The organism is Kibdelosporangium phytohabitans (assembly GCF_001302585.1).
GTDB lineage: Bacteria > Actinomycetota > Actinomycetes > Mycobacteriales > Pseudonocardiaceae > Kibdelosporangium > Kibdelosporangium phytohabitans.
Map to the genome: position 1 here is coordinate 3,501,330 of NZ_CP012752.1, position 25,379 is coordinate 3,526,708.

Genomic DNA, 25,379 nt, shown 5'->3' on the forward strand with positions numbered 1-25,379 from the left:
GGTGATGTGGCGTTGACAGGGTGTGGCTTGACAACCTCGGCTAATGACATTAGCTTCATGGTTATGCAAGGTAGCCTCAATGCCTAGGGCGGGTTTGTCGACCCGGGCCGTGGTGCGTACTGCCCTTGAGCTGATCGACGAAGGAGGTGTCGAAGGCCTGACGCTCGCTGCTGTGGCGCAGAGAACCGGAGTGGCCACGCCGTCGCTATACAAGCACGTGACGGGGTTGGCTGAGTTGCGGACACTGCTCGGGATACAGGTACTTGAGGAGATGACCGAACGGTTCACCGCGGCGGTCCTAGGGCGTAGCGGTGATGAGGCTGTCACCGCGCTCATGCATGCCTACCGGGGTTACGTGCTCGACCACCCGCACCGGTACACCCTCATGCCGCTGGATCCCTTGCACGATCCAGCCCTCGCTGACGCTGGCGGACGGCTCATCGGCGTCGTGTTCGCTGCGCTGAGGGACTACGGGTTGACCGAGTCGCAGACCGTTCAGGCCACGCGTCGCCTTCGGGTGGTGGCGCACGGATTCGCCTCGCTCGAGGCGAATGGGGGATTCGGGTTGCCCGAGGACCTCGACGAAACCTACGCACAGCTCATCGCGGTTGTGCTTCCGAAGAAGGCGAGAGTGTGATGTCCAGATGGTTGTTACTTCTTTCTGGGGTGTTGTTTCTGTCGTACCCGCTGTTGAGGCCGTGGCACGACGAGGCGACGGTGGCGGGTGCGCGGGAGTCGATGGGGTCGACGGCGTGGGTGATCGCGCATTTTCTGGCGATGGTGGGGTTTGTGTTGGTGCCGATCGCGTTGTTGGGGATGCGGGAACGATTGGGGATCACATCGGCTGTCGTGATGTGGGTGGGTGCGGGGTTGGTGTTGCCCTACTACGGTGCCGAGGACTTCGGTCTGCACGCGGCAGCGAACAACAGCGGTGACCTGCTCGCTGTCGCGGAAGCGACCCGTTACCACCCCTTGGCGGTCGTGATCTTTGGCGCTGGGTTGGTGGCACTCGCGCTGGGGGCGGTGCTGGTGGCGATGAAGGATCGGTCCGCAGTGCTGTTCGCTGCGGGTTTCGTGTTGTTCCTGCCCCAGTTCTTCACACCCGCGCCGGTCCGGATCGCACACGGCGTGCTGATGCTGGCCGGACTCGCCTGGTTCGCGTTCAAGAGCCACGGGGCGCCTGGCGTCGTGCAGTCGTCCGAGTCCCGCTCACGCCGGTTACCCGCAACGCGACCCAGTGCCTGAACGTGGACGCCTGCGCATGTTGGCGAAACCCGGAAACTCCGGGAAGTCTGTGCTTGGCGGGCTTGAGCGCGTCTCACGGCGCAACTGACTCGACGTTCGCGGTGCTGGGCGGGGATGACCAGGAGGAACGCCACGTGGTGGATGGGCTACGGATACGAGATCAGCCGGCACGGCTCTCGCGGCGCGGCACCGCGCGTTTCGACTGGCCCGACCGCGTCGCCTGGGCACCGGCGTCAACGAATATCGATGCCGCGTATCTGGGCTGTCACCGCGTTCTGGACGTGGGTTGGGGCGGAGGTGTTGACCGAACCGGATCACACCGGCTGGGTGTACGGGCTGACCAAACCGTGTTCTCGACGACCGGCACCAGTGGGCCGGCGCGATGACGGGAAAGGGGGAAGGACGAGCGGTGACGACGTTCTCGGATGTGGTGCTGATGGCCGCGTTGGTTGCGGCTGGGTTGCTCGCAGGGCTGTTCTACGCCTACGCCTGCTCGGTGTTACCGGGGCTCGCACGCGGTGACGACCGGACGTTTGTCGAGGCCATGCGGGGGATCAACACCGCCATCGTGAATCCGGTGTTCATGTTGACCTTCCTGGGTGCGCCGATACTGGCGGGCGTGCTGGTGTTCTTGCATTGGGGGTCACGGTCACTGCCGTGGGTGATCGCAGGGTTCGTGTGCTTGGTGGTGACGCTGGTGATCACCGGAGCGCTCAACATCCCGCTCAACGACGCGCTGGAGACCGGCGGGAACGACTACGCGGCTGTGCGCGCACGGTTCGAAACGGCGTGGGTCCGGTGGAACGTCCTGCGTGCCCTGCTGAGCACCGCCGGATTCGGCTTCCTGGTCACCGCCGCACTCACCCGCCGAGCCTGACCAGGCCTGACTCGGGGTGTCCGATCAGCCCATTGATGGCGGATGTGTCGTCCGGCCGGGCGCCCTTCCCGGTGCCTGCCGCAGACTGGGGAGGGACTGGCAGCCAACGACCGGGGAAGGGGCCGGGGTGCTACACGCGGCTAGGGGTTCGTGTAGCACCCCGACGTTCTGGTCGATGGCCGGGACCTGCTGTGGTCAGCGCACCCATCGCGACCACAGTGGACAAACACGACCACTCTTCACGGAATCTCTGTGTGTGTTTCTCTGTCGGCTCAAGCTTTTTCGATCAGCCGACCGACGGCGACCATGACGAGTTCTCTGGCGTACATGCACTCGTCCCCCAAGGTCTCGTTCCTGCTGAACTGGATGCGCAGCACCCGGCCCGGCACCAGTTCGACCGCGACAGCACAGGTCTTGCCGGCGACCTCGGTGCGGCCGGGCAGCGTGCCGATCGCCGTGTCGCGAACCTCGGCGCTCTCCGGTGCGGGCACCTGCCTGAGACCCTGGCCCGGGCCCGGTGTCAGGATGGTCGCCGCCTCACGGCCGTTTTTGGCCACCACACACGTAGCGCCCAGCTTGTTCTGTCCCCGTTTCGCCTCACCGTCCTTGAACGGCAGACCGGCGAAAGTGGCAACGATGTTGTCGACCACTCCGCACGCGTCCGGTGGCACCGCGGCGGGCGCTGGGTGCTGCTGGGTCGGGCCCCATACGGTGCCACCGGCGAGCGGCACCCGGCCCGTCACGATCCGGCGCGCGGTTTCCATCGCAACGGCACAACTCTCCTTGCGGTCGAGGTGTTTCTTCGCATTGTTCCAGTGCAGGACGGAGACGCCACTCAAGGAACGGGTGTCCACACGTACCTGGCACGATCCCGGATAGGCATCCTGGTTCCGCCGCAAGTCGTAAACCATGGCGTGCAACCCGGCCACCTTGTCGACGTCGATGAAAGCCAGCTTGTCGTAGAGGAACGGGCTGTAAAACATGCCCCAGGTGATCTGCACGTTGTTGCCGCTGGTGGTGACGAACGAGCACGCCGGCCCGCCCTGGAGGGGTGGTCCGGCTGCCAATCCGTCGAACATGCCACTGGGGACCCACGCGCACAGCCCGCCGTGGCCGGCCCAACCGTGCCAGGCCCATGACGGCACCGGCATTGGCTGATTCTGATCTTCAGACGAGAACACGCCGTGCTCCGGCATCGGCTCGTAGTCGTCCGGACTCGGACCTGCAGGAGGCTCGGCACCGGTCCCGGGCGCACCGCTGATGCGCTCCGCTGCCATCGGTGTGCCAGGCACCGCGGTGGCGCAACCGGATCCCCACAATGCCGCCACGACCACCAAGACCGCCGCGATTCTCATCTATGTTCCCCTCAGCCAACGATCGGCCGCCACCCCACCCGCGACGCCACGCTGAACGACACGCACCGTGCACCCGGCAACTGTTGGCCCCGCCTCAGATGCATGAGCGTGACAATGTCACGAGGAGACTTCGCATCGACTTCGTTTCGACTTCTCACATCAGCGTCGTCCTGTCACGTCCCCACGACGAGGGAAGCCCCAGATGACTTTTGGAAGATCGATCGGGGTGGCAGGTGCTCGTCATGCGGGCTTCAGCGATGACTGCGCGACCCAGAGCGGCCACACGTCCTCCGATGCTTGCGAGCCTGCGGACGACCGGTGTGGCCCGTCCCGGACCGATGCCCCTTCTCCTGGCCGCACTGAACTTGCTGGTCGACGACCACGTGGTGCCGCCTCTGCCGGAGGCGGGCGCCAGCAGGCTGGGGTGGTGTGCCGGGCCGTGGTGGCCGACTATTTCTACGGTGACCACGACCTGCGCGGACGATTGAGCCCGACCGGCTGGAGCTTTGTGATGGCACTCAAGCCCTCGCGGGGCACGTGACACCACCAGGTCGAGTCACGCACTCCCCGGGACGCGACGCGGGCGGTGCCCTGGGACGGCCCGGACAATCTCCGGCCGCTGGAGCACGGTGCAGCAGCGGTTTCGGGATGGACACACCGAGAACTGGTGGGTCACCGATGCCTCACTGGGCAGGGGGACTCGACGGGAACCCCCGCCTCGTCATCGCCACTACCAATCCGGAAACGTTGCCGGACAAAGCCCTCTGGTGTCTGGCCACCATCCTGCGGCGGCCCGGTGCTCCGCACGACACGCCCGGCAACCAGCACGAGGCCGCCGGTCTGACTGAAGTGGTCCGGCTGTACGGGATCCAGCATGGGATCGAGCAAAGCTACAAGCAGGTCGAAGACGAGGTGGGGTGGGCTGACTTTCCGGGTTCGCTCTGCCACAGCGATCCACCGCCACCAGAAAGTGGTCAACTGCGCTTTTTCGTTCCGCTGGAACACATAGTTCGAATAACCGTCTACACGCGAATATCCGGAAGTACCCCCTCCGGGATCGTCTGCCGACGACCCCGGAGAGGGGCACCCAGCCTCACCAGCCGACACGACTGTCCTGTCGGTGCAAGGTCCTACGCTCCGTCCGCTCCTGGCTGACCCCATGGCTACTGCTGCGTCGCTGGTGGACAGCATGGTCAGACGAGGTCCTGGCCGACGAGGTGACCAGCGCCCGCCGGGTCTCGCCGCGCGCCACCCGTCTCAGGTGGAGAGCGGTGGCGTACCGGGCCTCCGGGGCAGCCAGGTCGATTCCGCTGACACCGGTGAGTTGGCGCAGGCGGTAGCGGAACGTGCTGGGATGGACCTGGATCACTGCCGAGGCGGACACGACTGTGACCTTCAAATACGAGACCCACCAACGGGGCCGACCACGTCGCGCGGGCCTCGGTGATGTGCTAGGCGACCAGCTCGCCCCACCAAGCCGCGCGGCCGGACCACCAACGCGTTCTGCCCGGCCCGGAACACGTTCGACTCCTCTGGGGGCATGCCCGACGCGTTGTCGTCAGGACCCGAACTGGTGGTCCGCATACACACACTCGCCCACCAGTTCGTACAACGCGAAACTGGCGGCCATAATCCGCTGCCGCTCGGGTTCAGCATATGACTCGGCCGCTGCCCACGACGCCGGCACGATGCTCACGAGCACGTCCGCCGCCAGCTTCGACACCACGTCCGCCTCCCGCCACTCGCGTGCGCAGTCCCGCAGCACGCCGACCAGCCGGTCGTAAAGATCCTGTTGGAACCCCTCGTTCGATCGCAGTGCGACCAGGAAGTCACCCGACGCGTCCACCAGTTGAGCCGTCACATCGGCCATCTCACGCACCTCCCGACGCCTCAGACCGCGCTCCCAGGGTAGACGCCTGGGTCACGAGGATCCGGTTCGGCTCGCTGCCCGGATCCGAGCCAGACAGCTGGTGGCGCTCATAGACAAGCGCCCTGGCAAGCTGTTCACCGGCTTGTGCTTCGCCGCAGCAGCGCTGCCCGCGTTGCTCAGCCGCACCACTGGCTCCGCGTCTCGGCTCCTGGCAGCACGGTTCAAACCCTCACGTCGAGGCAGCCGCTCACTGACACCGGGATCGCCGTCCGCACTGCTTCGGCAGGCCGAGCGCGGCATCGCGGCCGCAGAGGCGGAGACCGAACCCGCGGCGCGATTCACTCAGGTGTACTTGTCAGCGTTACGCGAACATCCCTGGACAGAAGGACAAGCGTGGCGCTGCATGCCGCCCTGACGTTGAAGGCTTGTGGTGCAGCAACTTACATCCGCAGCGTCCTCCAACCTGCTGTCAACGCACACGAAACAAGCCACAACGACGCGTCCGGGCTCTGTGCTTGCCGAACCCTCCGACAGCCTGCCGCCACGCAGTGGCCGTGGCAGGATGATGTGGCCGTGCTGCTAGAACTTGCGTCGTTTCCTAGATCGCGCGTCTCTTGGCATCTGCAAAAGGACGTCCTCAAATGTCGATTACAGGGCGTTTCATCGGGCGGATCAGCCTCGACAGGCCGTGCAGGTGTGGTCGTTGCACATGGCGACTTGTCAGGGCTACCCTGACGGGTGTCAGGACGTACCTGACAAGTCGATGCGGAAAGGTGAGGTCGTGTCCTCCTCTGTGGAACAGTCGGTCATCGCGGCGTGTTCGTTCTGCCTCAAGCCCAACACCGAGGTCAGCACCTTGGTCGCAGGCCCCGGGGTTTTCATCTGCGCGAGCTGCGTAAAGCTGTGCCAGCAGGTGGTTGATGCCAAATCTGGTTCGGTTCCCCAGCTTGCCCCGTGGGAGCACGTGCATGAACTCGAGGAGGTGCTGGCGGCTCTGCCACGGGTTGCCACGACGTCGGTCCAGGTGGAAGAAAACCTCGCCGGCTGGGTTCGACGTGCCCGGGAACTCGGCGCCAGCTGGACCCGGATCGGTGACGCCCTCGGCATGGCCCGTCAATCGGCATGGGAGCGATTCTCCGGCGAGGAATAACACATCCGCGAAGGCTCGCCGCCGCACTCTCATGGCTCCCCTTTTATGTCAAGACGCGGCCGGGGAGGGAGGGCTAGGCCGGGTTGTGGTGGGCCCAGGTTGTGGCTTGTTCGAAGAGCCGATGTCCGGGGGTAGGTCGGTCACGCTGGACTGGTGAGTCGTCCCGGAGTGCCCTCCTCGGCCCGTCGCCTCTCTGGCCTGCCGGTCATTCACCATTCGGCGGTAGACCACATTGGATAGTCGTCGTTTGAGTGCGCGCACGGCTTCGGGGCTGGTGATCGAGCGAGTCGAGCGGCATGGCGGCATGATCACTCTGGCTGCGCGGGTTCGTGGTTCGTCGGCGTTCCTGAGTCCCGAGTCAGGTCAACTCCATCGTCACGTCGATACGCTACTACGCCGATCACCGACCATTCCCCACTCCCGACCGCGCCCCGTACTGGACGGCTGGCGTCCATCGCGGCGATCATCATGCTTGTGGTGTGTGGCACGCTCACCACCGGGGAGATGTTGTTCGTGGGGGATGCCTACGCGCTCCTGATTGTGCGCTCGACCAGGGGCCGCACACGTTCGTGGCGGCCGACGCGCTGGTGCTGAGGTGCGGGTTGGTGCTGGTCCCCGCAGTCATGCGGCTCGCGGGCCGGTCCAACTGGTGAGCACCGAGCCCGCTGCGCGCTGGCATTCCCGCCACAGCTTTACCGGCCGACCGACTGACCGACTGACTGGAAGTGGTTCTATGACCGACGAGTTCGCGGCCCACCGCCGCACCGCGGGCGGCATCAGCTTCACCGACGTGGGCGAGGGACCGGTCACGATATTCGTGCACGGCGTCTTCACCAACGGCAGGCTCTGGCGCAACTGTGTACGGCTGTTGTCGGATCACCGCCGCTGCATCAGCGTCGACCTCCCCGGTCACGGTCACACGCCCCCGGTAGGGGAGCCGTCGGTGTGGGGGCTGGCCGACGCCGTCGACACGGTCATCCGGGAACTCAACCTGAGCGCAGTCCACCTGGTGGGCAACGACACTGGCGGTGCCGTCGCCCAAGTCGTGCTCACCCGCGACCCCGGCCGGTTCGCCTCGTTCGCTCTCACCAACTGCGACACCGAGGGCAACTTCCCGCCGCTGGCATTCCGCCCGGCCGTCTGGGCGGCCAGGGTGGGTCTGCTGCGTCTTGGCGCCCCGCTGGTCAAGCTGCCCAAGCTCGCCAAGCAGGTCTACCGCACCGGCTACCAACACGTCTCCGCCGTCCCGGACGACGTCATCACCGACTACCTGGCCCCGATCCTGGGGAACCCCGAGGGCGCCGGCTTCATGGCGGCGCTGCTGTCGTCCATGGCACCCGAGCAGCTCGCTCCGATCCGTCCCCTGCTCGGTGCGTGTCGAGTGCCCACCGCGGTGGTGTGGGGTACCGGCGACATCTTCTTCCGCCGTTGCTGGGCGGACTGGTTGGTGGAGCTCATCCCCGGAGCCACTGGTGTCGTCGAGGTTCCCGGAGCCCGCCTGTTCTTCCCGGACGAACGGGCGGACGAACTCGTCGTTGCACTGCAGGATCTCTGGAGATGACGACCCGTGCCCCATCTTCGCCGGCTCCAGCTTCACGTTCTTGACAGCGATCCTGCCGAGCAATGAGCTGATGTGATGACTGACTTCGCCCGCAAGCCGCGCATCGTCCCGCGTTCATGATCGTGCCACTTGAGATATTCCTCGATGAGGAGCCCTCCACCAATGCGTTCGAGTGTGGTGCTTTCTGCTCGTCGACCAGGTGCAGCCAAGGGGTAAGAGCTTGCTCTGGATCCGTTCCGCGTTGCTGTGCAAGCCCGACCCGACCGCACTTGAGCACGCAGCGCTGCCGGCCGGTTCACCCCATGCGGCCACTTGTGCGTTAGTGGTCACCGAACAGCGGCCAGCCTCGATCCTTGGCGGGGAGCCGTTGCTCCGGGATGGCGCACGGCCGTCGTTAGTGCCGACGGGGTCTGTCGGATACCAGTCGGCGGCGGTCGCCAGTTCGGTCGCGACAATCTCGCGTGCGGTGTCGGCCAGTTCGAGCGCACGCATCTCGGTGAGCAGCGCGATCGCGGCATCGCGACACCGAAATCCGGCGAGGTAGCGCAGGGCGGGCAGACGCTGAATGGGCGTCGCGCCGATGTGGCGGAGCATGCCATTCCGGAGTATCTGGATCGTGCGGGTTTCGTCGCCATGTGAGTCGTCCTGGCGTGCGGCGGTGGCCACCACTCGTGTCGTCACCGGCTTGGTGGCCCAATCACCTCATGAGACTGAGCGCCCGAGTTGGCCAGTTGAGCGTCGTAGTCGGCCACAGCGGAATCCGACGTGTGCCGACCGCGATCGTCGATAGCATGGTCGGCATGGCCATCGCTCGCTTACCCCTCATCGTCATCGACTGTCCCGATCCTGGTGTGCTCGCCAGGTTCTACGGCGCGCTGCTGGATTGGAAGATCGATGTGTCCGCCGACCGGGCTTCGGCGTGCGCCGGGGACGGCCGGTGCATCTCCTTCCATCGGGTGGACGGTTACACGCCCCCGGTGTGGCCGACCCAGGAGCGGCCCCAGCAGATGCACCTCGATGTGATCGTTGACGACCTCGATGCCGCCGAGGCGGCAGTGATCGATCTCGGCGCGACCAAACATCCCGACCAGCCCGGTACGACCTACCGGGTCTTCCTGGATCCGGCAGGTCACCCCATCTGTCTTTGTCTGAACTGATCCGGACGGCAGCCCCTCGGCGTAGCGTGCGCGCTCATCGGCAGGACAGTGAGTTGGATGGCTGAACGTCCGGTTCAGCTTGAACGCCAGACTGGCCAACGGCCGCACTCGGCTGGCCAGATGAAGCGCCAAGTCACACCTCAGTGGGTTTGCCGTCGTGGGCACTGATACGCAGCCAGTTTTCGCCCGGCTCGACCACGGTGAACCCACCGGGAGTACCCGACTCATCCAGGGGATTCCGGACACGGGCACCTTCCGAATGCGGCGCGCAGACCGGGCGGCGACGGTCGCGGGCATGGTGATCGTGTCCGGCACGATCACCACGGTGCTGCCCACCGAATCGGCGGAATCGAAGCCAGAGACACCTGGGACGTGCGGCTCGACCCCGCGCCGGCGGACTGCGGCACAGGAGGTTCGGCCGATCCTGGCGGAAGGTCGTTGAACCCGAGCGCGGTGCGGAAGGGGAGGACATCGTCGATTCGACGGCAAGGCAGACAAGGGATAGCTCTTTCGCGGTCCAACTAGGGCAAGAAGCTGGCGTCACAAGGAACACACAGGACGTGGTGACGCCTTGGCGCACGATGGCGCTGCTCGGGGACGGCCCGCCCACCCCCACCCCCCACGCCGGCGCCCGCGGCTCGACCCCACCCGGACCGTCGACGCCGCGACAAGCCAGCCCGACCGGGCCGGACCAGAAACATTGCCGCTGCACGCACCGGCCCAAGCGCTCGGCATCGGTACGGCATCCCTTTACACCTGCGTACCCGGCAAAGCGGAACTGCACGGACTCGCAGCGCGGCACCCACCGGCGCCCGATATCAGCGAACGGCTCATCCGCGCACAACCCGATGCGGCACCCGTAAAGCGGATCCGGCGCAACCCCGGTCCTGACAGGACTCTGCCGTCAAGCGCGACAGATCGGTCTGCGAGGCGCACGTCGCAGTGTCACACCTGTCATCCTTCCGGCGAAGCGGCTCGAACCGGGTGACCAACACACCAAACCCTTCAACAAGCCAAGACACCAGCCATTTCGATCGACTACCGTTTTCAGCGGCCCGTTCGGAGTGTTCTCGTGCAGAGCGGCGCGCGATCGGCTGGACGTGATCGTGCTCGGCGGAGAGGATCGACGGATGACGCGCGTGGTGGTGTTGGGTGGTACTGGGCACATCGGCGGTTACCTGGTGCCGAGACTGGTCGCGGCTGGAGCCGACGTGACCGTCCTGACCAGGGGGAAGGCGACGCCGTACCGGCCAGATGGGGCGTGGCGGAGGGTGACGACAATCGTTGCGGACCGGGTCGCGGAGGAGCGGGCGGGCACGTTCGGGCCCCGTGTGCGTGACCTCGAACCGGACGTGGTGATTGACCTCATCTGTTTCACCGTCGAGAGCGCCCGGCACCTGGTTGAGGCATTGCGTGGCCGGGTGCGGCACTTCCTGCACTGCGGCACCCTGTGGGTTCATGGGCCGAGTGTGGCCGTGCCCACGACGGAAGACGCGCCTCGCCGCCCGTTCGGCGAGTACGGCGTGCGCAAGGCCGAGATCGAGACGTACCTGCTCGGCCAGGCTCAGCGGCACGGTTTTCCGGTGACGCTGCTGCACCCGGGGCACATCAGCGGGCCGGGCTGGGTGCCTGTCAACCCCGCAGGCAATCTGGACCTGGATGTCTACCGCAAGCTCGCCACCGGTGGCGAAGTGGCGCTGCCGAATCTGGGAATGGAGACGCTGCACCACGTGCACGCCGACGATGTGGCGCAGTCGTTTGTGGCGGCGATGGCCAATCGGTCGGTCGCGTTGGGAGAAAGCATTCATGTGGTGTCACCCGCTGCCTTGACCCTGCGCGGGTTCGCCGAGTCGGTCGCCGGTTGGTACGGCAAGGAGGCGAACCTGACGTACCTGCCGTGGGAACAGTGGTGCGGGACAGTCGACGCCGAGGCCGCCAGGCTCACCTGGGATCACATCGCGCACAGTCCGAACAGCAGTATCGCGAAGGCGCGGCGGTTGCTGGACTACCGGCCGCGGTACGGGTCCCTGGACGCGGTACGCGAGGCCGTCGAATGGCTTGCGGCCCAAGGACGTGTGCCTGGTTGGTGATCGTGGCGGGAGAGTATCGTAGTCACGACCACAGGGAACGCAGACGGGCCTGCGGGGAGGCGGGCACATCCGAGGTTGATCACGAGAACAACCCCTGGTCGATCATTCCTCTTGCGACACCAGTGACGATCGGTCCCGGGGCTGCGGTGGTCAGGTGCACGATGTCGATCCGGCGACGCGGTCGAGGGATCGTCCAGTCTCCGCCGGGAATTGTGCCGGGGGCGGGCTGCTCGGTCTGACATGTTGTTCACACTGACCGACGCGCCGCTGCATCGAAGAGTCGGCGAGAACGCTGGGACTGACTGAACTATCCGAAGGGCGACGCGGCTGGCGTCCGCTGTGGTCGCCGACTTCTACCCTGTGCCGCTTGGATTCTAGTAGCTGCGAACCAGGGGCCGCACGGTCTGAGACTGGCAAGGTCTGGTTGCTACCAACCCTGCTCTCAGGCTGGTGGAGACGACACACCAAACGGGTACGTCAGATACCCAGGCGGCTCCACAGTCAGCGTACGAACTTGCGGATGCGTTTCGTGCCTCGGTTTGCACTGGGCCCGCTAGCTATCGAGCAGCGCCGCGACCATCTGCTGGATGGAATGGGTGAAGCGCCGAGGGTCGTCTGGCGGTGTCGTGTGTCGGATCAGGTCGCCGTTGAAGGCGGCGAGCACCGTGTGAGCCAGGAAATCGGTGTCGAGATCGGGGCGTTCTTCGGTGAAGAGGGTGCTGAGGTGGCGGTGCCAGAACCGGTAGCTGGGGTCGTCGTACTTGTCCTCGGCACAGGCTTGATCATGTGCGGACAGCAGGACGGCGTTGCCCTCGGCGATCGCGCCCAGCTGGTCGAGGAACGCGAGCAGTCGTTCCCGGGCGGGTGCTCCAGCCCCCAGCGGCGGGGGGCCGTTTTGAATCGCTTCGCGTAGCTCGCGAGATCGTTCCTCAAGCAACGCCTGCAGCAGTCCGGCGCGGTTGCCGAAGCGGCGGAACACGGTGCCCTTCCCGACCCCGGCAAGAGCTGCCACGCGATCAAGCGACACGTGTTCGCCGTCGCCTTCGGCCAGCAGTTGCTCAGTCGCATCGAGCACTGCACGGCGGTTGCGGATCGCGTCGGCGCGTTGCTGCACCATCGGCATCCCCTCCACATAGACGGACCGTCGGTCCGCCTATGCTGCCGTGCATTAAACGGACTTTCGGTCCGCTAATCCGTGGTGGAGTCCTCGATGGACATGCGCGCGCTCGTCATCGATCTCGACATCCCCGGTTCCCTGCGGATCGGGACAACTCGGCTTGGTGGAGGGAGTCGTGTACGGGGCCATCAATGAAGACCGCGATGTCCCCGTTCAGAGAGTGATGGACGAAGTCCGGGCGGACGTAGTAGCCGTCAACTGTCTCCTGGGCGGCGGCCTGCTCGTACGAAAGGTCCGCCTGTTTTTGCCGGTCGTTTCTGGCTCCGGCGGTTCGGTCTGATCGGGCCCCGGTGGCGGTTGGCCCGGGGTGAGTTCTGAGTGTGTGTCCGAGGTCGTTCAACGAGTTTGGGCCCCACCCCTGGATGGGTGAAGTTCGTGACTGCCGCGTGGTGCGTGCCCAGTCGGAACGACGTGGACGTCTAAGTTGTCGCAGCCGGGTGTTCACGGGCCCCTCCGACAAGGTGGTCCGTGAGCAGCCGGCCCATCACATTTCAGGGTGCGCGTGCCGAAGGTCCTGCTCCTCGTCGAGGACAGGACCTTCGCTGTTGCTGGCTGGTTAGCTGCTGGTTGGCTCGATCAACGCGAGCCTGATGTCTTGTCCGGATCGACCGGTGGTTTGGATCCGGTGGCCGAGCTTGGTCAGCAGGTCGCGGAAGGTGCTGCAGCCGTAGCGGGCCTGGTCGAACGACGGGTCCAGCGCGACCATTTTGGCCTTGAGCTGGGAAGCCGTTGGTGACTTCGTGGGGATCTGTCGCATCGCGGTGACCAGCAGCGCCTCGGCGTCAGCAAGCCGGGAGCCGCGTTGCGCGGGAGGTGTCGGTGGTTCGGCTGGCGGGTCGACCCGGGCGACGATCGAGCCCCAGAGCTTGTATTCCGAACAGACTGAGACCAGGCGGACGCTGGCCGCGGTTTCCGCGCCAACGCCGATGACGTGCTTGCCGAACTCGCGCAGTTTGGTGACCAGTGGGGAGAAGTCGGAGTCGCCGGTGACCAGGACGAAGGCCTCGACGGTGGGGTGGGTGATCAGGGTTTCCATGGCGTCGACCGTCATGCGGATGTCGGCGCCGTTCTTGCGGGCCGGGCCGTGGCCGATCTGGACCAGGTCGACGCCGTTGCGTTCGAGCACGGCCTGGTAGCGGCCGAAGCGGGTGTCGGCCCAGTCGGCGTAGGCGCGGCGGGTGGTGGCGGCGCCGTAAGCCCGGCAGAGCCAGGTCACCGCCCGGTCGGGGATCGGTTCGGCCCGGTCGGGCAGGCTGGCGGTCGCGCCGAGCACAAGATTCTCGAAGTCCAAGAAGAGCCCGATCTGGTCGGCTCGTGCCCGCGGATCGTCGCGCCATTTCCCGAACATCCTGCGGTGTTGGGCTTCCGCGTCTCGGATCATCCGGACCGCTTCGTTGACCGGCTCGGTGCTGTCGTGCGGCGTGGGTGTCGCCAAGAGAATCCGTCTCGGGTCGGCGTGGGTGTGGGGCGGGCGTCAGCCGAGGAGGCGTTGCTGGGTGGCGCGCAGCCGGAACGAGTCGGTGCCGGTCTCGATGATGGTGCCGTTGAAGGTGAGCCGGTCGACGATGGCCGAGCAGAGTCGCTTGTCAGCGAAGGTCTGGTTCCATTCGGAAAATGGAGCGTTGGACGCGACAGCGATGGCGCTGCGTTCCTCCCTGTCGGTGAACACCTGGAACAGCAGTTTCGCGCCTGCCTTGTCCAGGTCGAGGTAGCCGAACTCGTCCAAACACAGCAGGTCCACTTTGGAGTAGCGGTTGAGGACCCGGGTGAGCTGGCGTTCGTCGGCGGCTTCGACGAGTTCGTTGACCAGGTTGGCGGTGGTTGTGTAGCGGACCCTCAGCCCGGCCTCGGCGATCGCGGTGCCGATACCGATCAGCAGGTGGGATTTGCCGGTGCCGGATTGGCCGATCAAGCAGAGCGGCTGCCCGGCGGTGACCCAGCCCGGCGCGGTCAGGGTGTGGATGACCTCGGGGACGACGTTCGGGTTGGCGGTGAAGTCGAAGTCGTCCAGCCGTTTCGCGCGGGGGAAGTGCGCTTCGCGGACCAGTCGGGTCTTGCGGCGCTCGTCGCGGTGCTCGCATTCGGCGTCCAGCAAGGTGAGCAGGAAGCCTTTGTAAGTGGCCTGCTCGCGCATGGCCGCGGCGGCCAGCTCCTCGAACCGGGCGCCGATCGTGGGCAGGCGCAGGGTGCGGCAGGCCTGGTCGATCACGGCGTCCAGGCTGTCGACGCCGGGCGCGGCCGCGGGGACGGTGTGGGTGGTGGTGACGCTGGCGGGGAGGGTGGCGGTCATGCCGTGGTGCCTTTCGTGCGGCGCAGCAGCTGGTCATAGATCGCCACCGACGGCAGCGGACTCGAGGACGCGGGCAGTTCGCGTTTGGTGTGCAGGGAGATCACCGATGCGCCCGATGGTTGCGGCGCGGGCGCTGGAGGCGCGTGCAGGCGCGGGTCGGGCATGTCGTCGGTAATCACCGGGATCACCACCGTGTCCAGGCCCAGATCGGCCAGGTCACGCTCGTCCAGCAGAGCGCGGCCGGCGTCGTGCGCGGCTTTGCGGGCCTCGATCGCGACCAGGTCCGGGCTGGTCGACCCGGCATGCAGCGTGGTCGTGATGCCCGCGATGACCGCCTCGGCGGGCAGCCTGCGGTGCAGCAACAGCACCTCGATCAGCGCCTTGGTGCCCTCGCCGTCACCGTGTGCGGCGCGGGCCGCGGACCAGAACGCCTCGTGGGTCGCGGTGAAGCTGCCCTCGGCGCGGGCGGTGGCCAACGCGGTCGACCCGGCCAGCGCGCCGGGCTTGCCCAGCAGGATCTCCAGGTAGTGATCGAGCTGGTCGTGCGACTCGCCGCGGCGAGTCATCCGGGCGTGCCGGGCGATCACGGTCGCCTTGTCGAACACGACGACGTCGTTGGCGCGCAGCGAGACCCGCACCCGGCGGCCGATGAACCTCGCCGGGACCGAGTAGTGCGACTGGCGCACGGTGATGCGCGCGTCCCGGCCGACCTTCGGGGTCAGCGTGGTGCCGGTGTCGAAGTCGTCGAACGGCAGCGGCGCCAGCAGATCGGCCTCGTAGGCGAAGTTGAACCCGACCGTGACCCGCTGGTTGTGCAGGACCCGGTTGTCCTCGGCCCGGTCGATCTCGGCGATCCGCTCGTTGAGCTCGGCCAGGCTCACGACGTCCGGGACCGGGACCAGGTGCGTGCGGCGGAACCGGCCGCCTTCCTGCTCGACGCCGCCTTTCTCGTGCGCGCCTTCTTTGCCGGGGATGCAGTAGAACGCGTCGAAACCGTAGTGGGACCTGAATTTCACCCAGTTCTGTGACTCGATCCGGTTGCGGCCGAAACACACCCGCTGGACGGCGGGTTTGAGGTTGTCGTAGCGGATGTGCCGGATCGGGATGCCGCCCAGCGCCCGGAAGGCCTCCACGTGGCCTTCCATGAATGCCTCCTGTCCTTCGGACAGGAACACCCGGTGCACCGCTTTGCCCGAATAGGACAGTCGCAGTGTGAACAGGTGGCACTTCATCACCTGGCCGGAGACCCGTACCCACACGTCGGCGAAGTCGACCTCGGCCTCCTCACCGGGCAGATGCTGCTGGGGCACCATCCCCTCCAGGTGGCGCTGCCGTTCCCGCAGCTCACCGACCAGTTCCGGGCGTCGCCGGGCGATGTAGGTGTAGACCGTGGTGCGGCCCGCCGCGGTGAACCCGTGCTCGCTGATCAGCCGCTGGTAGATCCGCGCGGAGGTGTGTTTCTGCTTGCGCGGCGCGGACAGATCCGCGATCAGCATCTCGTCGATCAACCCGTAGGCCGGTTCCAGCACCGAACGACGAGGGGGCGGCTTCTTACGCTCTTTGGGCACGGGGCTGGCCAGCGCTTCCCGCACCGTCCTGCGGTGCACCTGGTACCGCTCGGCCAGCGTCCGGACCGACACGTCCGGCTCCAGCCGCCGATCACGGCGTATGCGTTCGAACAGCTCGACACGCGACAACGACAACTCCGGCCTCCGACACGACCGCGTAGATGTGAGGCGCCCATCGTTGAGGTCCGAACGGGTGAGCGACGGTCCTTCACCCCATCGTGGGCGTGTCTACAAAGGACGAGGTGGGGCCAAAACTCGTTGAACGACGATCGGTGGGGCCGAAACTCACCGGACAACAGGGGCCAGAACTAACCGGCATAAACAGTCCGCCGGTTTGAGCACGACCGCCTTCTCCGAGGCCGTCACCATCTCGGCGAACGCCCCCCTGCCGGAACCGAGCCACGCCGAGTACCGCGTCGCCGGCCTTCGGGCGGTGACGCTGCGCCGACCGCCTCGACGACTCCGGCGAAGTCGTGCCCATCGCCCAGGGAAAGGAGCGACCGGTCATCAGCTTCATCTCGCCGGTGCGCATCTTCCGGTCCAGCGCGTCGGAAGCCGCCGCCCGGACGCGGACGTGAACCTCATCCGGACCCGGTCGTGGTGGCTCGAACTCAGCGAGCCGCATCACCTCCGGTCCGCCGTAGCGGTCGTGTTGAAGGCGCCTCGACGACGCCCGTACCCGCGATACCGGCGGCACTGGCCTCGGCCTGTCGATCGCCCGCCGCGTCGACACCGCCCACCACGGCGCACCCCACGCCACCACACGGGGAGCCTGCGTCACCGCGCACATTCCGTTCATAGCGCTCGACAACGCCCCTGCCCCGGACCGAACGGTAGCCCCGAACCATCGCAACTGCCGCTCGAACGGGAACTGCGTGGGTCCACTCAGAACACAATAGTTTGAGTATCCAAACAGGACTTCGGCTACGGCTCCCGGTCGACGGCAGATGGTGTGCTCGGCGAACCGACCGGCAAGACGATCGAGAACGCCGGCGGCGGCGAGCCCAGGCTCGTACTGACTATGCAGCGGACTTCGCTACCAGACAGCGATTGCTCGACCGGATCGTTCCTTCCCAGCTGTCGTCCACGTTGGCCATCGAATGGCGGCGCGCGGTCAGACACCGCCTTATGTTCCAGCGGCGGGGTTCCACTGAGCGGACCGAAATCTTCCTTCCGTCGCTCAACCGGTGCACTCTTTTGTGCGAAAGACTCCGATGTGGATCCGAAGAAATAGCGGAGGATCATATGCGATTGGGTTCACTGATCACGGGCGTTTTGGCTGCGGCCACACTGGTCACGAGGACTGCGTCCGGGTCGGCCACCGCTGAGGGGGACCAGAAGTGAAGAGACTCGCGATAGTGGGCGCGGTGCTCGGCGCCCTGGCGGTCGGCACCGTGACGGTGCCAGCGGTGGCCGACGCATCAGCTCAGGCTGCAGCCACCGGCACCATGATGGCGTGGAGAGGTGCCGGGCCGGACAGCCTGATCTGGTGGTCACAGCTCGACGGGAACACCTGGTCAGGACAGCAGCCGCTGACGGACCGGCGGACCGGCGCTGCACCGGCGCTGGCACGCGTGGCCGGTGATCGTGAAGTGGTGATGGCGTGGCGGGGTGTGGGCGCGGACAACCACGTCTGGTGGTCGCGGTTCAACGGCACCTCATGGTCACCGCCACAGCAGTTGAACGACCGGCGGACGGATCTGGCTCCAGCACTGGGCCTGGACGCCGCGGGCAGGCTGGTGATGGCGTGGCGGGGCACGGGTCCGGACGACCACATCTGGTGGTCACAGTTCACCGGGGCGGGATGGTCGGGACAGCAGCAGCTGGCCGACCGGCGGACTGACGCTGCACCGGCGCTGGGACGGGCCGCGAACGGTCAGCTGGTGATGGCGTGGCGGGGTGTGGGCGCGGACAACCACGTCTGGTGGTCGCGGTTCAACGGCACCTCGTGGTCACCGCAGCAGCCGGTGACCGATCGCCGGACGGATTTCACTCCGGCACTGGGCACCAATGCCGCGGGCCAGTTGGTGATGGCGTGGCGGGGGGTGGGGCCGGACAGCCTGATCTGGTGGTCGCGGTTCACCGGATCAGGATGGGAGCCGCAGCAACCGCTCACTGACCGCCGGACCGACGGCGCACCAGCGCTGGCCAGTCATCCCACCGGTGTGCTGGCAATGGCATGGCGAGGGACCGGTGCGGACAACCACGTATCTTGGTCGCGGATGAGCGGCGGCACCTGGTTGCCTCAGCAGCCGTTGAACGACCGGCGGACTGACCTCGCGCCCGCGCTGGGGTAGCGGTCGCCGAGCGGGGGCCTGCCTAGGTATGCCCCCGCCACTCAATGACTATTTCCGGCTTTGCAGCCACCAGGTCGCATACTGCGGAAGCACCTTGGATGCGCTGTGTAGGGCGCGGCTTGATCCTCAATCTGTTCCCCCGGGCGGGCGTTTTATACCCCGGTCGTGTCGCCGGCGCCGGTTTGCGGTGTGAAGTCATGCGGACGATCCAGCCCGCCCGGGGTGCGCTGGACACAGTCGTCCGCACGATCGTGACGCGCCCCGGACGGCGACGGGCCGATGGGTTGCCATGACCCAGTGGGGAGGTGTGGGCTGGAGCGATCTACCCGAGCAGCTACGGGCCGGCGGCGGAACACACGGTTGGGCGACGGCGGCCCTGCTGCGCGGGAAGCGGTTTGGCCTCGGCGAAGAGGGTGAGTCCGATGGGGAGTGGATCGAAATCTGGACAACATGGGCGAAGGGTGTTGGAAGGTGCCTTCCTCGTGCTGGAGGAAGTCGCTCGAGCGGGTGAGGCCGGTTTGACCCAACTGGCTGCCACCACCGGCTTGCCCAAGGCAACCGTGCACCGGCTTCTGCTCCAGTTGGCGGAGCTGGGGGCGGTCCGGCGTGAAGCTGGGCGATACCGTGTCGGGGCGCGCGTCTTCCGATTGGGGCAGGCATGGGATCCTGTTCCGGCATTACGGGCCGCTTCGAGACAGCCACTCCGGCAACTCGCTGCGGTAACGGGCCAGGCGAGCGTGGGTTTGTCTGTGCAGGAAGCAGAGCGGTCCACCCTCATCAGTTGCAGACGCGGTGAATTGGATGAAATCCTGCCCTGGCGGGTCGGCACACTACTGCCGCACGGATGTGCGGTAGACATCGTCTCCGCGACGTGCACACCTGGCGTGCCGCCGCCCGACGGGTACTCCGCAGCGGCGTGGAAGCGAGTGGTTTCCCGCGCCTTCGATCAGGGAATGGCCTTCGACTACACGAAATCAGGGCCCTGGGGCGCGTGCTGCATGGGAGCCCCCATCCACGCGCCATCTGGACGCGTCGTCGCCGCCCTGGCCTTGGCAGTGCTCGACGAAAGGAGGCTGGCGGCACTCGCCCCAGCAGTTCGGCGGTTCGCTGGCATGATCACTGCCAATTTGGCGCGATTGCCTTCCTGCCACGGGTGAATTCGGCCGACTGGCCAGCGCCCAGTTCACCAGCAGATTGGGCCTCGTTCATTCGCGGCCACCGTCACAAAACCGATACGGGAATGCCTCGCGAAACAGCCACTTAGTCCGGCGTCGCGCGGGTGTAGCGACCGGCCAGCACCTTGATCCGCTCGATCAGCTCCGGTGGCCCGGTCACGTCGAAGTCCATCCCGAGCAGACCGATGTGGGCCACGAGTGAGTCGAGCGAGTCAGACCCGGTGTGCAGCACGCAGGTATCGGCGTCGCGCGGTTCCACGTGCCCGGCCGTGGGTGGGATACGGGGCGCCACCTCGCTCGCTGGCGCATGCACGACCACCTCGGCGCGGTAGCGCCACGCGGCGGACGAGACCCGCTGTGACACGTACGCGGTGATGTCGTCGGCCGGCAACGAGCGAGGTGTGAAGCGCGGGCCGAACGGGGTTCGCGGGCTCATCCGGTCGACGCGGAATGTCCGCCAGTCCACGCGCTCGGTGTCCCATGCCAGCAGATACCACCGCCGGCCCCAGACGACCAGCCGGTAGGGCTCGACGTCACGGCGGGTGTCGGCGCCGCGGTGGGTGCGGTAGTCGAAGCGGACCCGCTCGGTGTCACGGCAGGCCGCCGCGAGGGCAGTGAGCACGTCGGCGTCGATCTCGGGGCCTGGGGTGTCCGCCGGTACTCGCATGGCGAACTCGGTGAGCGCCGCGGCGCGGCGGCGGAGCCTGCGCGGGAGCACCTGTTCGATCTTGGCCAGTGCGCGCAACGAGATCTCCTCGATCGCCGTGAGCCCGGTGGCCGCCCGCAGGCCGAGCACGATCGCGACGGCCTCGTCGTCGTCGAGCAGCAGGGGCGGGACCGCGGCACCTGCGCCGAGCCGGTAGCCCCCGGCCGCGCCGCGGGTCGAGTCCACGGGATAGCCGAGCGACCGGAGCCGTTCGATGTCGTTGCGCACCGTCCGCTCGCCGACGCCGAGGCGCACGGCCAGTTCCGGTCCGGTCCAGTCGCGGCGCGACTGCAGGAGAGACAGCAGTCGCAGGAGCCTGGCGGAGGTCTCCAACATTCTTCGGATTCTGCCCTACAATCAGGAACGGATCATGCCGGATTGGTGAGTAGCGTCGCCACCATGGAGATCAACCCGTTCAAGATCGACGTGCCCCAGGCCGACCTCGACGATCTCGCCGACCGGCTCGCCCGCACGCGCTTCACCGAGGAGCTTCCCGCCGGCGTGAGCGGTGACTACGGCGTGCGCGTCGATCCGATCCGTGAGCTCGTTCGCCGCTGGCGCGACGACTTCGACTGGCGCGCGGTCGAGAAGCGCCTCAACGACATCCCGCAATTCACCACCGTGATCGACGGGCAGACCATCCACTTCCTGCATGTCCGCTCCGCGGAGCCCGACGCGTTCCCGCTCATCCTCACGCACGGCTGGCCCGGCTCCTTCGTGGAGTTCCTCGACGTCATCGGGCCGCTGACCGATCCGGCCGCGCACGGCGGCGACCCGAAGCAGGCCTTCCACGTGGTGATCCCGTCGCTGCCCGGGTTCGCGTTCTCCGGGCCGACCACCGAAGGCGGCTGGAACCGCTACCGCACGGCACGCGCGTGGGCGCGGCTCATGGCCGGTCTCGGCTACGACAAATACGGGGCACACGGCAACGACGCGGGGGCGCTGGTCGCGCCGGAGCTGGGACGCGTGGATCCCGATCACGTGACCGGCGTGCACGTCGACCAGATCTACTCGTTCCCGTCCGGCGACCCGGCCGAGTTCGCGGGCATGCCCGAGGACGAGCTGGCCGAGCTGACCCGCCTGCAGGAGTTCGGCGCCGACAAGATGGGATACAACGAGTTGCAGTCGACACAGCCGCAGAACCTCGCGCACGCGCTCGCCGACTCACCGGCGGGCCAGCTCGCCTGGAGCTACCAGCTCTTCGGGGACGGCGTTGATCCTGACTTCGTGCTCACCAACGTCGCGATCTACTGGTTCACCCGCACCACGGCGTCGTCGATGCGCTTCTACTGGGAGGACAAGCACACTCAGGAAGCCGACATGCCGCAGGGCCCGACAACGGTACCGTTGGCGCTCGCCGCGTTCGCGTACGACTTCTCGGGAATCAAGCGGTTCGCACACCGCGACCACGCCAACATCGTGTCCTGGACCGAGTTCGGCCGTGGTGGCCACTACCCGGCGCACGAGGTGCCCGAGTTGCTCGTCGGGGATCTGCGGCGGTTCTTCACGGGCACGGCGGGCTGACCGGCGTGATCACACTAGGCCTGCGGGCCCTCAACCGCGCGACGTTGGCCCGCCAGCTGTTGCTGCAGCGCACCGAACGCTCGGTGCCCGACGTGGTCGAGCACCTCGTCGGGCTCCAGGCGCAGACGCCGCACAGCTGGTACGTCGGGCTGTGGAGCCGCGTCGCCGGCTTCCAGCCCGACGTCGCCGTCGACCTGATCACCGGCAGGGCGCTGGTGCGCCTGGCGTTGATGCGCTCCACCATCCACCTGGTCACGGCATCCGACGCGTGGCGATTGCGCCCGCTCATGCAACCCGTGCTCGACCGCGACCTGTTCACCAACCATGTTCACGGCCGCGCCATCCGCGGAGTGGACGTCGCCGCGCTCGTCGAGGCGGGGCGCGAGCTGCTGACGCAGCCGCGCACGTCCCGCGCGCTCGGCACCCTGCTGAACGAGCGATGGCCGGACCGGCCCGCCGCCACGCTGGCCTACGCGATACGCAACCAACTGCCGCTCGTGCAGGTACCGCCGCGCGGACTGTGGGCACGCAGCGGCCCGATCGCGCACGTCAGCGCCGAGAGCTGGCTGGGCGATGAGCGTCCCGACGGCGCGACGGTCGCCGACGTGGTGTGCCGCTACCTCGGGGCGTTCGGACCGGCGACGGTCAAGGACCTCCAGACGTGGTCAGGCCTGACGCGGCTACGCGAGATCGTCGACAGCATGGACCTGCTGGCGCTCCGCGGAGCGGACGGCAGCGAGCTGTTCGATCTTCCGGACGCACCGCGACCCGATCCCGACACGCCCGCCCCACCGCGATTCCTCTACGACTTCGACAACCTGATGCTCTCCTACGCCGACCGCAGCCGGGTCATCACCGACGAGTTCAAGCGCCTCTCCTTCCGCCCGCACGGTCCGGTCCCCCAAGCGGTCCTCATCGACGGCGTCACGGCCGGCGAATGGACGTTCAGCCACACCGGCGGGGTCGCCGCCCTGACCGTCCGGACGTACCGTTCGCTGCCCGCCGCGACCGCCGACGCGGTCGAGGCGGAGGCGGCTCAGCTACTCGACTTCCTCGCTCCCGACGCCGAGGTCCGCGACGTGGAGTTGCTCGTGGTGGAGGAGTAAGTGCCCGCGCCCCTGCCTCCGCGTGGGGTGCGATCAGACGGGCCCAAGCCGCCTGATCGCACCAAGGCCTCGTCGGTTCAACCAGAAGCCGACGAGGCCGCGCGTCAGCACGAGGGTCGTGGCGCGCGTCCTGAACACTTGGCTGGATGGCCGTGCAGCCGAGCGGCATGCTGAACTGCTCCGAGTTCGGGGAACATGTCCGCCTCCGTCGCCGACGCACCGGCTCCGGCGGAGATGAGGTCCCTCGCGGTCTCAGTGCTGCGCCGGATCCCGGCACACCTCCAGCCGGTCCAGCCGAAATCTCGACCAGCAAACCAGTGGTGTGGGGACGCGGATGACCAGGCCCGCAGTCCCACTGGATTGGCCAACCACGTGTTCACCGCGGTGACCGGCCGCACGCCTGATGGGATCCAGGGCACCACCTGGTGGACTGTCGACGGGGACGAGGTCCCGGATGGTGTCGACCCGGCCGAGTGGAACTCGTTGGGGGCAGCACCTTGTCCAGCTCGTCTCGGTGGCGGCGGGTACTAGTCGCGATTGGACGGATCTGTACGCGCTGCTGAACGCCATTCCTGCCACACGATGGACCACCTACGGCGATCTCGCGGCCGTGATCGGCAGCCACCCGGTCCCGGTTGGCAGTCACCTCGCCAGTTGCGGCCAGTGCGCCACCCCTGGCGCGTGTCGACCACCAGGGGCACGGTGAGTTCCGGCCTCCGATGGGCTGATCCCACGCGGACAGACATCCCCGAGGACCTGCTCCGCGGCGAAGGAATCCAGATGCCCGGCAACATCGCGGATCCCGCACAACGCCTCACGCGGACGGACCTCCGCGACTTGCTCGGCAGCAACGTCTAGACACTCAGAACTGCGCCGCAGAGCTCGGCAGCGTGCGAAGACGTCGCGCACCGCGGCCAGCGGATCGTGCCACTGTGCCCGTCATCGTGAAGTTGCTGGGGCGCAACAACGACACACGGGCTGCCGGTCAGTTCGGCTCGATCATGTCGGCCAGCCAGTCGGCGCCGTAGTATCCCGCGAAACCACCGATGACGCCGCCGGCCAGACAGCCCAGGGCGGCGCCGGGGCCGGTCTCGGCCGTGGCCAGTGCGCCGCCGGCGCACATTAGCTTCGCACCGGCCCACGCCCCGCCCCAGCTTCCGGCGATGCGTAGCGCCTGCGCGGCCGCGGGCCTCGGCGTTCCGCGGTCGACGCTCTCGCCGATGGACTCGCCCAGCGTGAAGGCGTCGACGGCGACGCCGGCAACGAGGAAGATCCGGCCACCGATCCGGGCGTACCGGATGCCTCGGGCCATCCGGATGTCCCGTGCCGCGATCGGGCTGATGTCCGCCGCGTTGAACAGGCCGTTGGACATGCCCTTCTGGTTCACGTGGTAGAAGGGATGCGGGACCTTGGAGCCGGCGGGCGTGGCGTGCGCGTCCCAGGCGAAGAACTTCTTGGTCCCTTCCACGTAGACCTCGAACAGCCGGGTGTCCCTTGGCAGCCCTGGCTTGAACTTCCACTGGTTCGGCCAGGCCGGGTTGGCGAAACGGATCCGGCTGTTGGCCGGCAGCGTGACTCCCATGAACCGGGAGACCGGATAGGTACCGAGCTGGTAGACACCCGACCGGAACAAGCCGGACAGGCTCGCGTCCCGCACGCGCTGCCAGGATCGGGACGTACCTGTGACCGCGCCGAATCCCTGGGGCTCGACCGGCTGTGCCACCTCGAACAGCGTGGCGGCGTCGGCGCTGACTGGCGGGGCGATCAGCGCCCGACCGTCGGGCCACAGCACGAGTTGCTGCTCGGGCGCCCCAGCCGCACCGGCCGGAAGCGGACCACACTATCCCGTACCCGGCCACGCCAGGCCAGTGACAAGCCGGGCCAGCTGGCCGTCCATTAGGGCAGTCTTGGGACCACCGCCGGGAAGACGGCGCCGGTCTGGCGGTTGGCGATCACGAGTGGTTCGCCGTTGACGTGCGAGATCTCCCCGCCCCATGTCAGCCCAGGCCGCACAGGAACGGACCGGCGCCGTCACATGGTTGGGATGCGCTGGCATCACACCCTGACGAACTACCGTACGGCCAACCGGTAAAGAGGTCCCGGCACGGTCATCGCCCTGCGGCGCTGTCTTTCCCGAGGTGCCTGCCCTTGGTCGGTCCGGGATTGGCGCTTCTGCCGGACCTGCACTATCAAAGCTTCCGCCCAGGTGCCTGGTTTGAGTTTCATCCTGT

The 25,379-nt window shown here is 67.1% G+C and carries 23 protein-coding genes; 13 read left to right on the forward strand and 10 right to left on the reverse strand.

The features are described 5' to 3' along the window. The first annotated feature begins 109 nt into the window (after positions 1-109). From AOZ06_RS16270 to AOZ06_RS16280, 3 genes are all read left to right on the forward strand, one after another. On the forward strand, positions 110-637 hold the full coding sequence (locus AOZ06_RS16270) for a TetR/AcrR family transcriptional regulator (protein ID WP_236952259.1): 528 nt from the start codon (positions 110-112) through the stop codon (positions 635-637). A gap of 29 nt (positions 638-666) precedes the next feature. After that, complete coding sequence (locus tag AOZ06_RS16275) at positions 667-1,245, forward strand: hypothetical protein (RefSeq protein WP_054290167.1); 579 nt, start codon at positions 667-669, stop codon at positions 1,243-1,245. A 382-nt stretch (positions 1,246-1,627) separates the two neighbouring features. Continuing rightward, entirely contained in the window at positions 1,628-2,122 is a 495-nt protein-coding gene (locus AOZ06_RS16280) for an anthrone oxygenase family protein (protein ID WP_054290168.1), read from the forward strand. A gap of 272 nt (positions 2,123-2,394) precedes the next feature. On the opposite strand, the gene AOZ06_RS16285 is transcribed toward AOZ06_RS16280, so the two are convergent. The 3 genes from AOZ06_RS16285 to AOZ06_RS16300 all read right to left on the reverse strand — a co-directional run bounded on the left by AOZ06_RS16285 (position 2,395) and on the right by AOZ06_RS16300 (position 5,347). Then, a complete protein-coding gene (locus tag AOZ06_RS16285) occupies positions 2,395-3,477 on the reverse strand; it encodes a hypothetical protein (protein WP_054290169.1) in 1,083 nt (360 codons plus the stop codon). Positions 3,478-4,570: 1,093 nt separating this feature from the next. Beyond that, the gene (locus AOZ06_RS62085; RefSeq protein WP_054290171.1) at positions 4,571-4,861 is read right to left on the reverse strand and encodes a helix-turn-helix domain-containing protein; all 291 of its coding nucleotides are present in this window, start codon (positions 4,859-4,861) and stop codon (positions 4,571-4,573) included. Positions 4,862-5,035: 174 nt separating this feature from the next. Further along, positions 5,036-5,347 carry a hypothetical protein gene (locus AOZ06_RS16300; RefSeq protein WP_157233050.1) on the reverse strand — a complete coding sequence of 104 codons (312 nt, stop codon included), beginning with the start codon at positions 5,345-5,347 and terminating at the stop codon, positions 5,036-5,038. A 781-nt stretch (positions 5,348-6,128) separates the two neighbouring features. Here AOZ06_RS16300 and AOZ06_RS16305 point away from each other — a divergent pair. Together AOZ06_RS16305 and AOZ06_RS16310 are read left to right on the forward strand one after the other, a co-directional pair. After that, positions 6,129-6,497: a ClpX C4-type zinc finger protein gene (locus tag AOZ06_RS16305; protein WP_157233051.1), complete on the forward strand. Its 369-nt coding sequence runs from the start codon at positions 6,129-6,131 to the stop codon at positions 6,495-6,497. 733 nt (positions 6,498-7,230) lie between these two features. Continuing rightward, positions 7,231-8,058 (forward strand): alpha/beta fold hydrolase, encoded by an 828-nt coding sequence (locus tag AOZ06_RS16310; protein ID WP_054290173.1) that lies wholly within the window; start codon positions 7,231-7,233, stop codon positions 8,056-8,058. A 114-nt stretch (positions 8,059-8,172) separates the two neighbouring features. Here AOZ06_RS16310 and AOZ06_RS56305 read toward each other — a convergent pair whose 3' ends face one another. Further along, the gene (locus tag AOZ06_RS56305; RefSeq protein WP_157233052.1) at positions 8,173-8,724 is read right to left on the reverse strand and encodes a hypothetical protein; all 552 of its coding nucleotides are present in this window, start codon (positions 8,722-8,724) and stop codon (positions 8,173-8,175) included. A gap of 101 nt (positions 8,725-8,825) precedes the next feature. On the opposite strand from AOZ06_RS56305, the gene AOZ06_RS16315 reads away from it, so the two are divergent. Together AOZ06_RS16315 and AOZ06_RS16325 are read left to right on the forward strand one after the other, a co-directional pair. Beyond that, on the forward strand, positions 8,826-9,215 hold the full coding sequence (locus AOZ06_RS16315) for a VOC family protein (RefSeq protein WP_335338395.1): 390 nt from the start codon (positions 8,826-8,828) through the stop codon (positions 9,213-9,215). 1,130 nt (positions 9,216-10,345) lie between these two features. Further along, positions 10,346-11,305, forward strand: coding sequence for an NAD-dependent epimerase/dehydratase family protein (locus AOZ06_RS16325; protein WP_054296686.1), 960 nt, complete (start codon positions 10,346-10,348; stop codon positions 11,303-11,305). Between the two features lie 553 nt (positions 11,306-11,858). On the opposite strand, the gene AOZ06_RS16330 is transcribed toward AOZ06_RS16325, so the two are convergent. The 4 genes from AOZ06_RS16330 to istA form a co-directional block, all read right to left on the reverse strand. Next, complete coding sequence (locus AOZ06_RS16330; protein ID WP_225954816.1) at positions 11,859-12,422, reverse strand: TetR/AcrR family transcriptional regulator; 564 nt, start codon at positions 12,420-12,422, stop codon at positions 11,859-11,861. 616 nt (positions 12,423-13,038) lie between these two features. Beyond that, a complete protein-coding gene (locus AOZ06_RS16335; protein ID WP_225953009.1) occupies positions 13,039-13,917 on the reverse strand; it encodes an NYN domain-containing protein in 879 nt (292 codons plus the stop codon). Between the two features lie 39 nt (positions 13,918-13,956). Further along, the gene (istB, locus tag AOZ06_RS16340; RefSeq protein ID WP_083471502.1) at positions 13,957-14,772 is read right to left on the reverse strand and encodes an IS21-like element helper ATPase IstB; all 816 of its coding nucleotides are present in this window, start codon (positions 14,770-14,772) and stop codon (positions 13,957-13,959) included. Next, on the reverse strand, positions 14,769-16,469 hold the full coding sequence (gene istA / locus AOZ06_RS16345) for an IS21 family transposase (RefSeq protein WP_054296412.1): 1,701 nt from the start codon (positions 16,467-16,469) through the stop codon (positions 14,769-14,771). The genes istB and istA overlap by 4 nt, the downstream gene beginning before the upstream one ends. Positions 16,470-17,698: 1,229 nt before the next feature. Here istA and AOZ06_RS16350 point away from each other — a divergent pair. After that, a complete protein-coding gene (locus tag AOZ06_RS16350; protein WP_054290175.1) occupies positions 17,699-18,637 on the forward strand; it encodes a PLL family lectin in 939 nt (312 codons plus the stop codon). Positions 18,638-19,059: 422 nt separating this feature from the next. Beyond that, positions 19,060-19,794: an IclR family transcriptional regulator gene (locus AOZ06_RS53990; protein ID WP_083471731.1), complete on the forward strand. Its 735-nt coding sequence runs from the start codon at positions 19,060-19,062 to the stop codon at positions 19,792-19,794. 103 nt (positions 19,795-19,897) lie between these two features. On the opposite strand, the gene AOZ06_RS16355 is transcribed toward AOZ06_RS53990, so the two are convergent. Next, a complete protein-coding gene (locus AOZ06_RS16355) occupies positions 19,898-20,854 on the reverse strand; it encodes a helix-turn-helix transcriptional regulator (protein ID WP_054290176.1) in 957 nt (318 codons plus the stop codon). A 63-nt stretch (positions 20,855-20,917) separates the two neighbouring features. On the opposite strand from AOZ06_RS16355, the gene AOZ06_RS16360 reads away from it, so the two are divergent. From AOZ06_RS16360 to AOZ06_RS16370, 4 genes are all read left to right on the forward strand, one after another. Next, positions 20,918-22,042, forward strand: a complete 1,125-nt coding sequence (locus tag AOZ06_RS16360; RefSeq protein ID WP_054290177.1) for an epoxide hydrolase family protein — start codon at positions 20,918-20,920, stop codon at positions 22,040-22,042. Between the two features lie 5 nt (positions 22,043-22,047). Beyond that, positions 22,048-23,148 carry a winged helix DNA-binding domain-containing protein gene (locus AOZ06_RS16365; RefSeq protein ID WP_218922003.1) on the forward strand — a complete coding sequence of 367 codons (1,101 nt, stop codon included), beginning with the start codon at positions 22,048-22,050 and terminating at the stop codon, positions 23,146-23,148. A 195-nt stretch (positions 23,149-23,343) separates the two neighbouring features. Next, the gene (locus tag AOZ06_RS57805) at positions 23,344-23,679 is read left to right on the forward strand and encodes a hypothetical protein (protein ID WP_169798814.1); all 336 of its coding nucleotides are present in this window, start codon (positions 23,344-23,346) and stop codon (positions 23,677-23,679) included. 150 nt (positions 23,680-23,829) lie between these two features. After that, complete coding sequence (locus AOZ06_RS16370; protein ID WP_169798815.1) at positions 23,830-24,006, forward strand: hypothetical protein; 177 nt, start codon at positions 23,830-23,832, stop codon at positions 24,004-24,006. A gap of 127 nt (positions 24,007-24,133) precedes the next feature. Here AOZ06_RS16370 and AOZ06_RS16375 read toward each other — a convergent pair whose 3' ends face one another. After that, positions 24,134-24,940: a hypothetical protein gene (locus AOZ06_RS16375; protein ID WP_054290180.1), complete on the reverse strand. Its 807-nt coding sequence runs from the start codon at positions 24,938-24,940 to the stop codon at positions 24,134-24,136. Positions 24,941-25,379 lie beyond the last annotated feature (439 nt).

Bases quoted from the DNA above. Each gene is read 5' to 3' on its own strand.
- AOZ06_RS16300 (WP_157233050.1), bottom strand. From the start codon at position 5,347: ATGGCCGATGTGACGGCTCAACTGGTGGACGCGTCGGGTGACTTCCTG.
- AOZ06_RS16325 (WP_054296686.1), top strand. From the start codon at position 10,346: ATGACGCGCGTGGTGGTGTTGGGTGGTACTGGGCACATCGGCGGTTAC.
- AOZ06_RS16280 (WP_054290168.1), top strand. From the start codon at position 1,628: ATGACGGGAAAGGGGGAAGGACGAGCGGTGACGACGTTCTCGGATGTG.
- AOZ06_RS16360 (WP_054290177.1), top strand. From the start codon at position 20,918: ATGGAGATCAACCCGTTCAAGATCGACGTGCCCCAGGCCGACCTCGAC.
- istB (WP_083471502.1), bottom strand. From the start codon at position 14,772: ATGACCGCCACCCTCCCCGCCAGCGTCACCACCACCCACACCGTCCCC.
- AOZ06_RS16330 (WP_225954816.1), bottom strand. From the start codon at position 12,422: ATGGTGCAGCAACGCGCCGACGCGATCCGCAACCGCCGTGCAGTGCTC.
- AOZ06_RS57805 (WP_169798814.1), top strand. From the start codon at position 23,344: ATGTCCGCCTCCGTCGCCGACGCACCGGCTCCGGCGGAGATGAGGTCC.
- AOZ06_RS53990 (WP_083471731.1), top strand. From the start codon at position 19,060: ATGGGGAGTGGATCGAAATCTGGACAACATGGGCGAAGGGTGTTGGAA.
- AOZ06_RS16355 (WP_054290176.1), bottom strand. From the start codon at position 20,854: ATGTTGGAGACCTCCGCCAGGCTCCTGCGACTGCTGTCTCTCCTGCAG.
- AOZ06_RS16310 (WP_054290173.1), top strand. From the start codon at position 7,231: ATGACCGACGAGTTCGCGGCCCACCGCCGCACCGCGGGCGGCATCAGC.
- AOZ06_RS16285 (WP_054290169.1), bottom strand. From the start codon at position 3,477: ATGAGAATCGCGGCGGTCTTGGTGGTCGTGGCGGCATTGTGGGGATCC.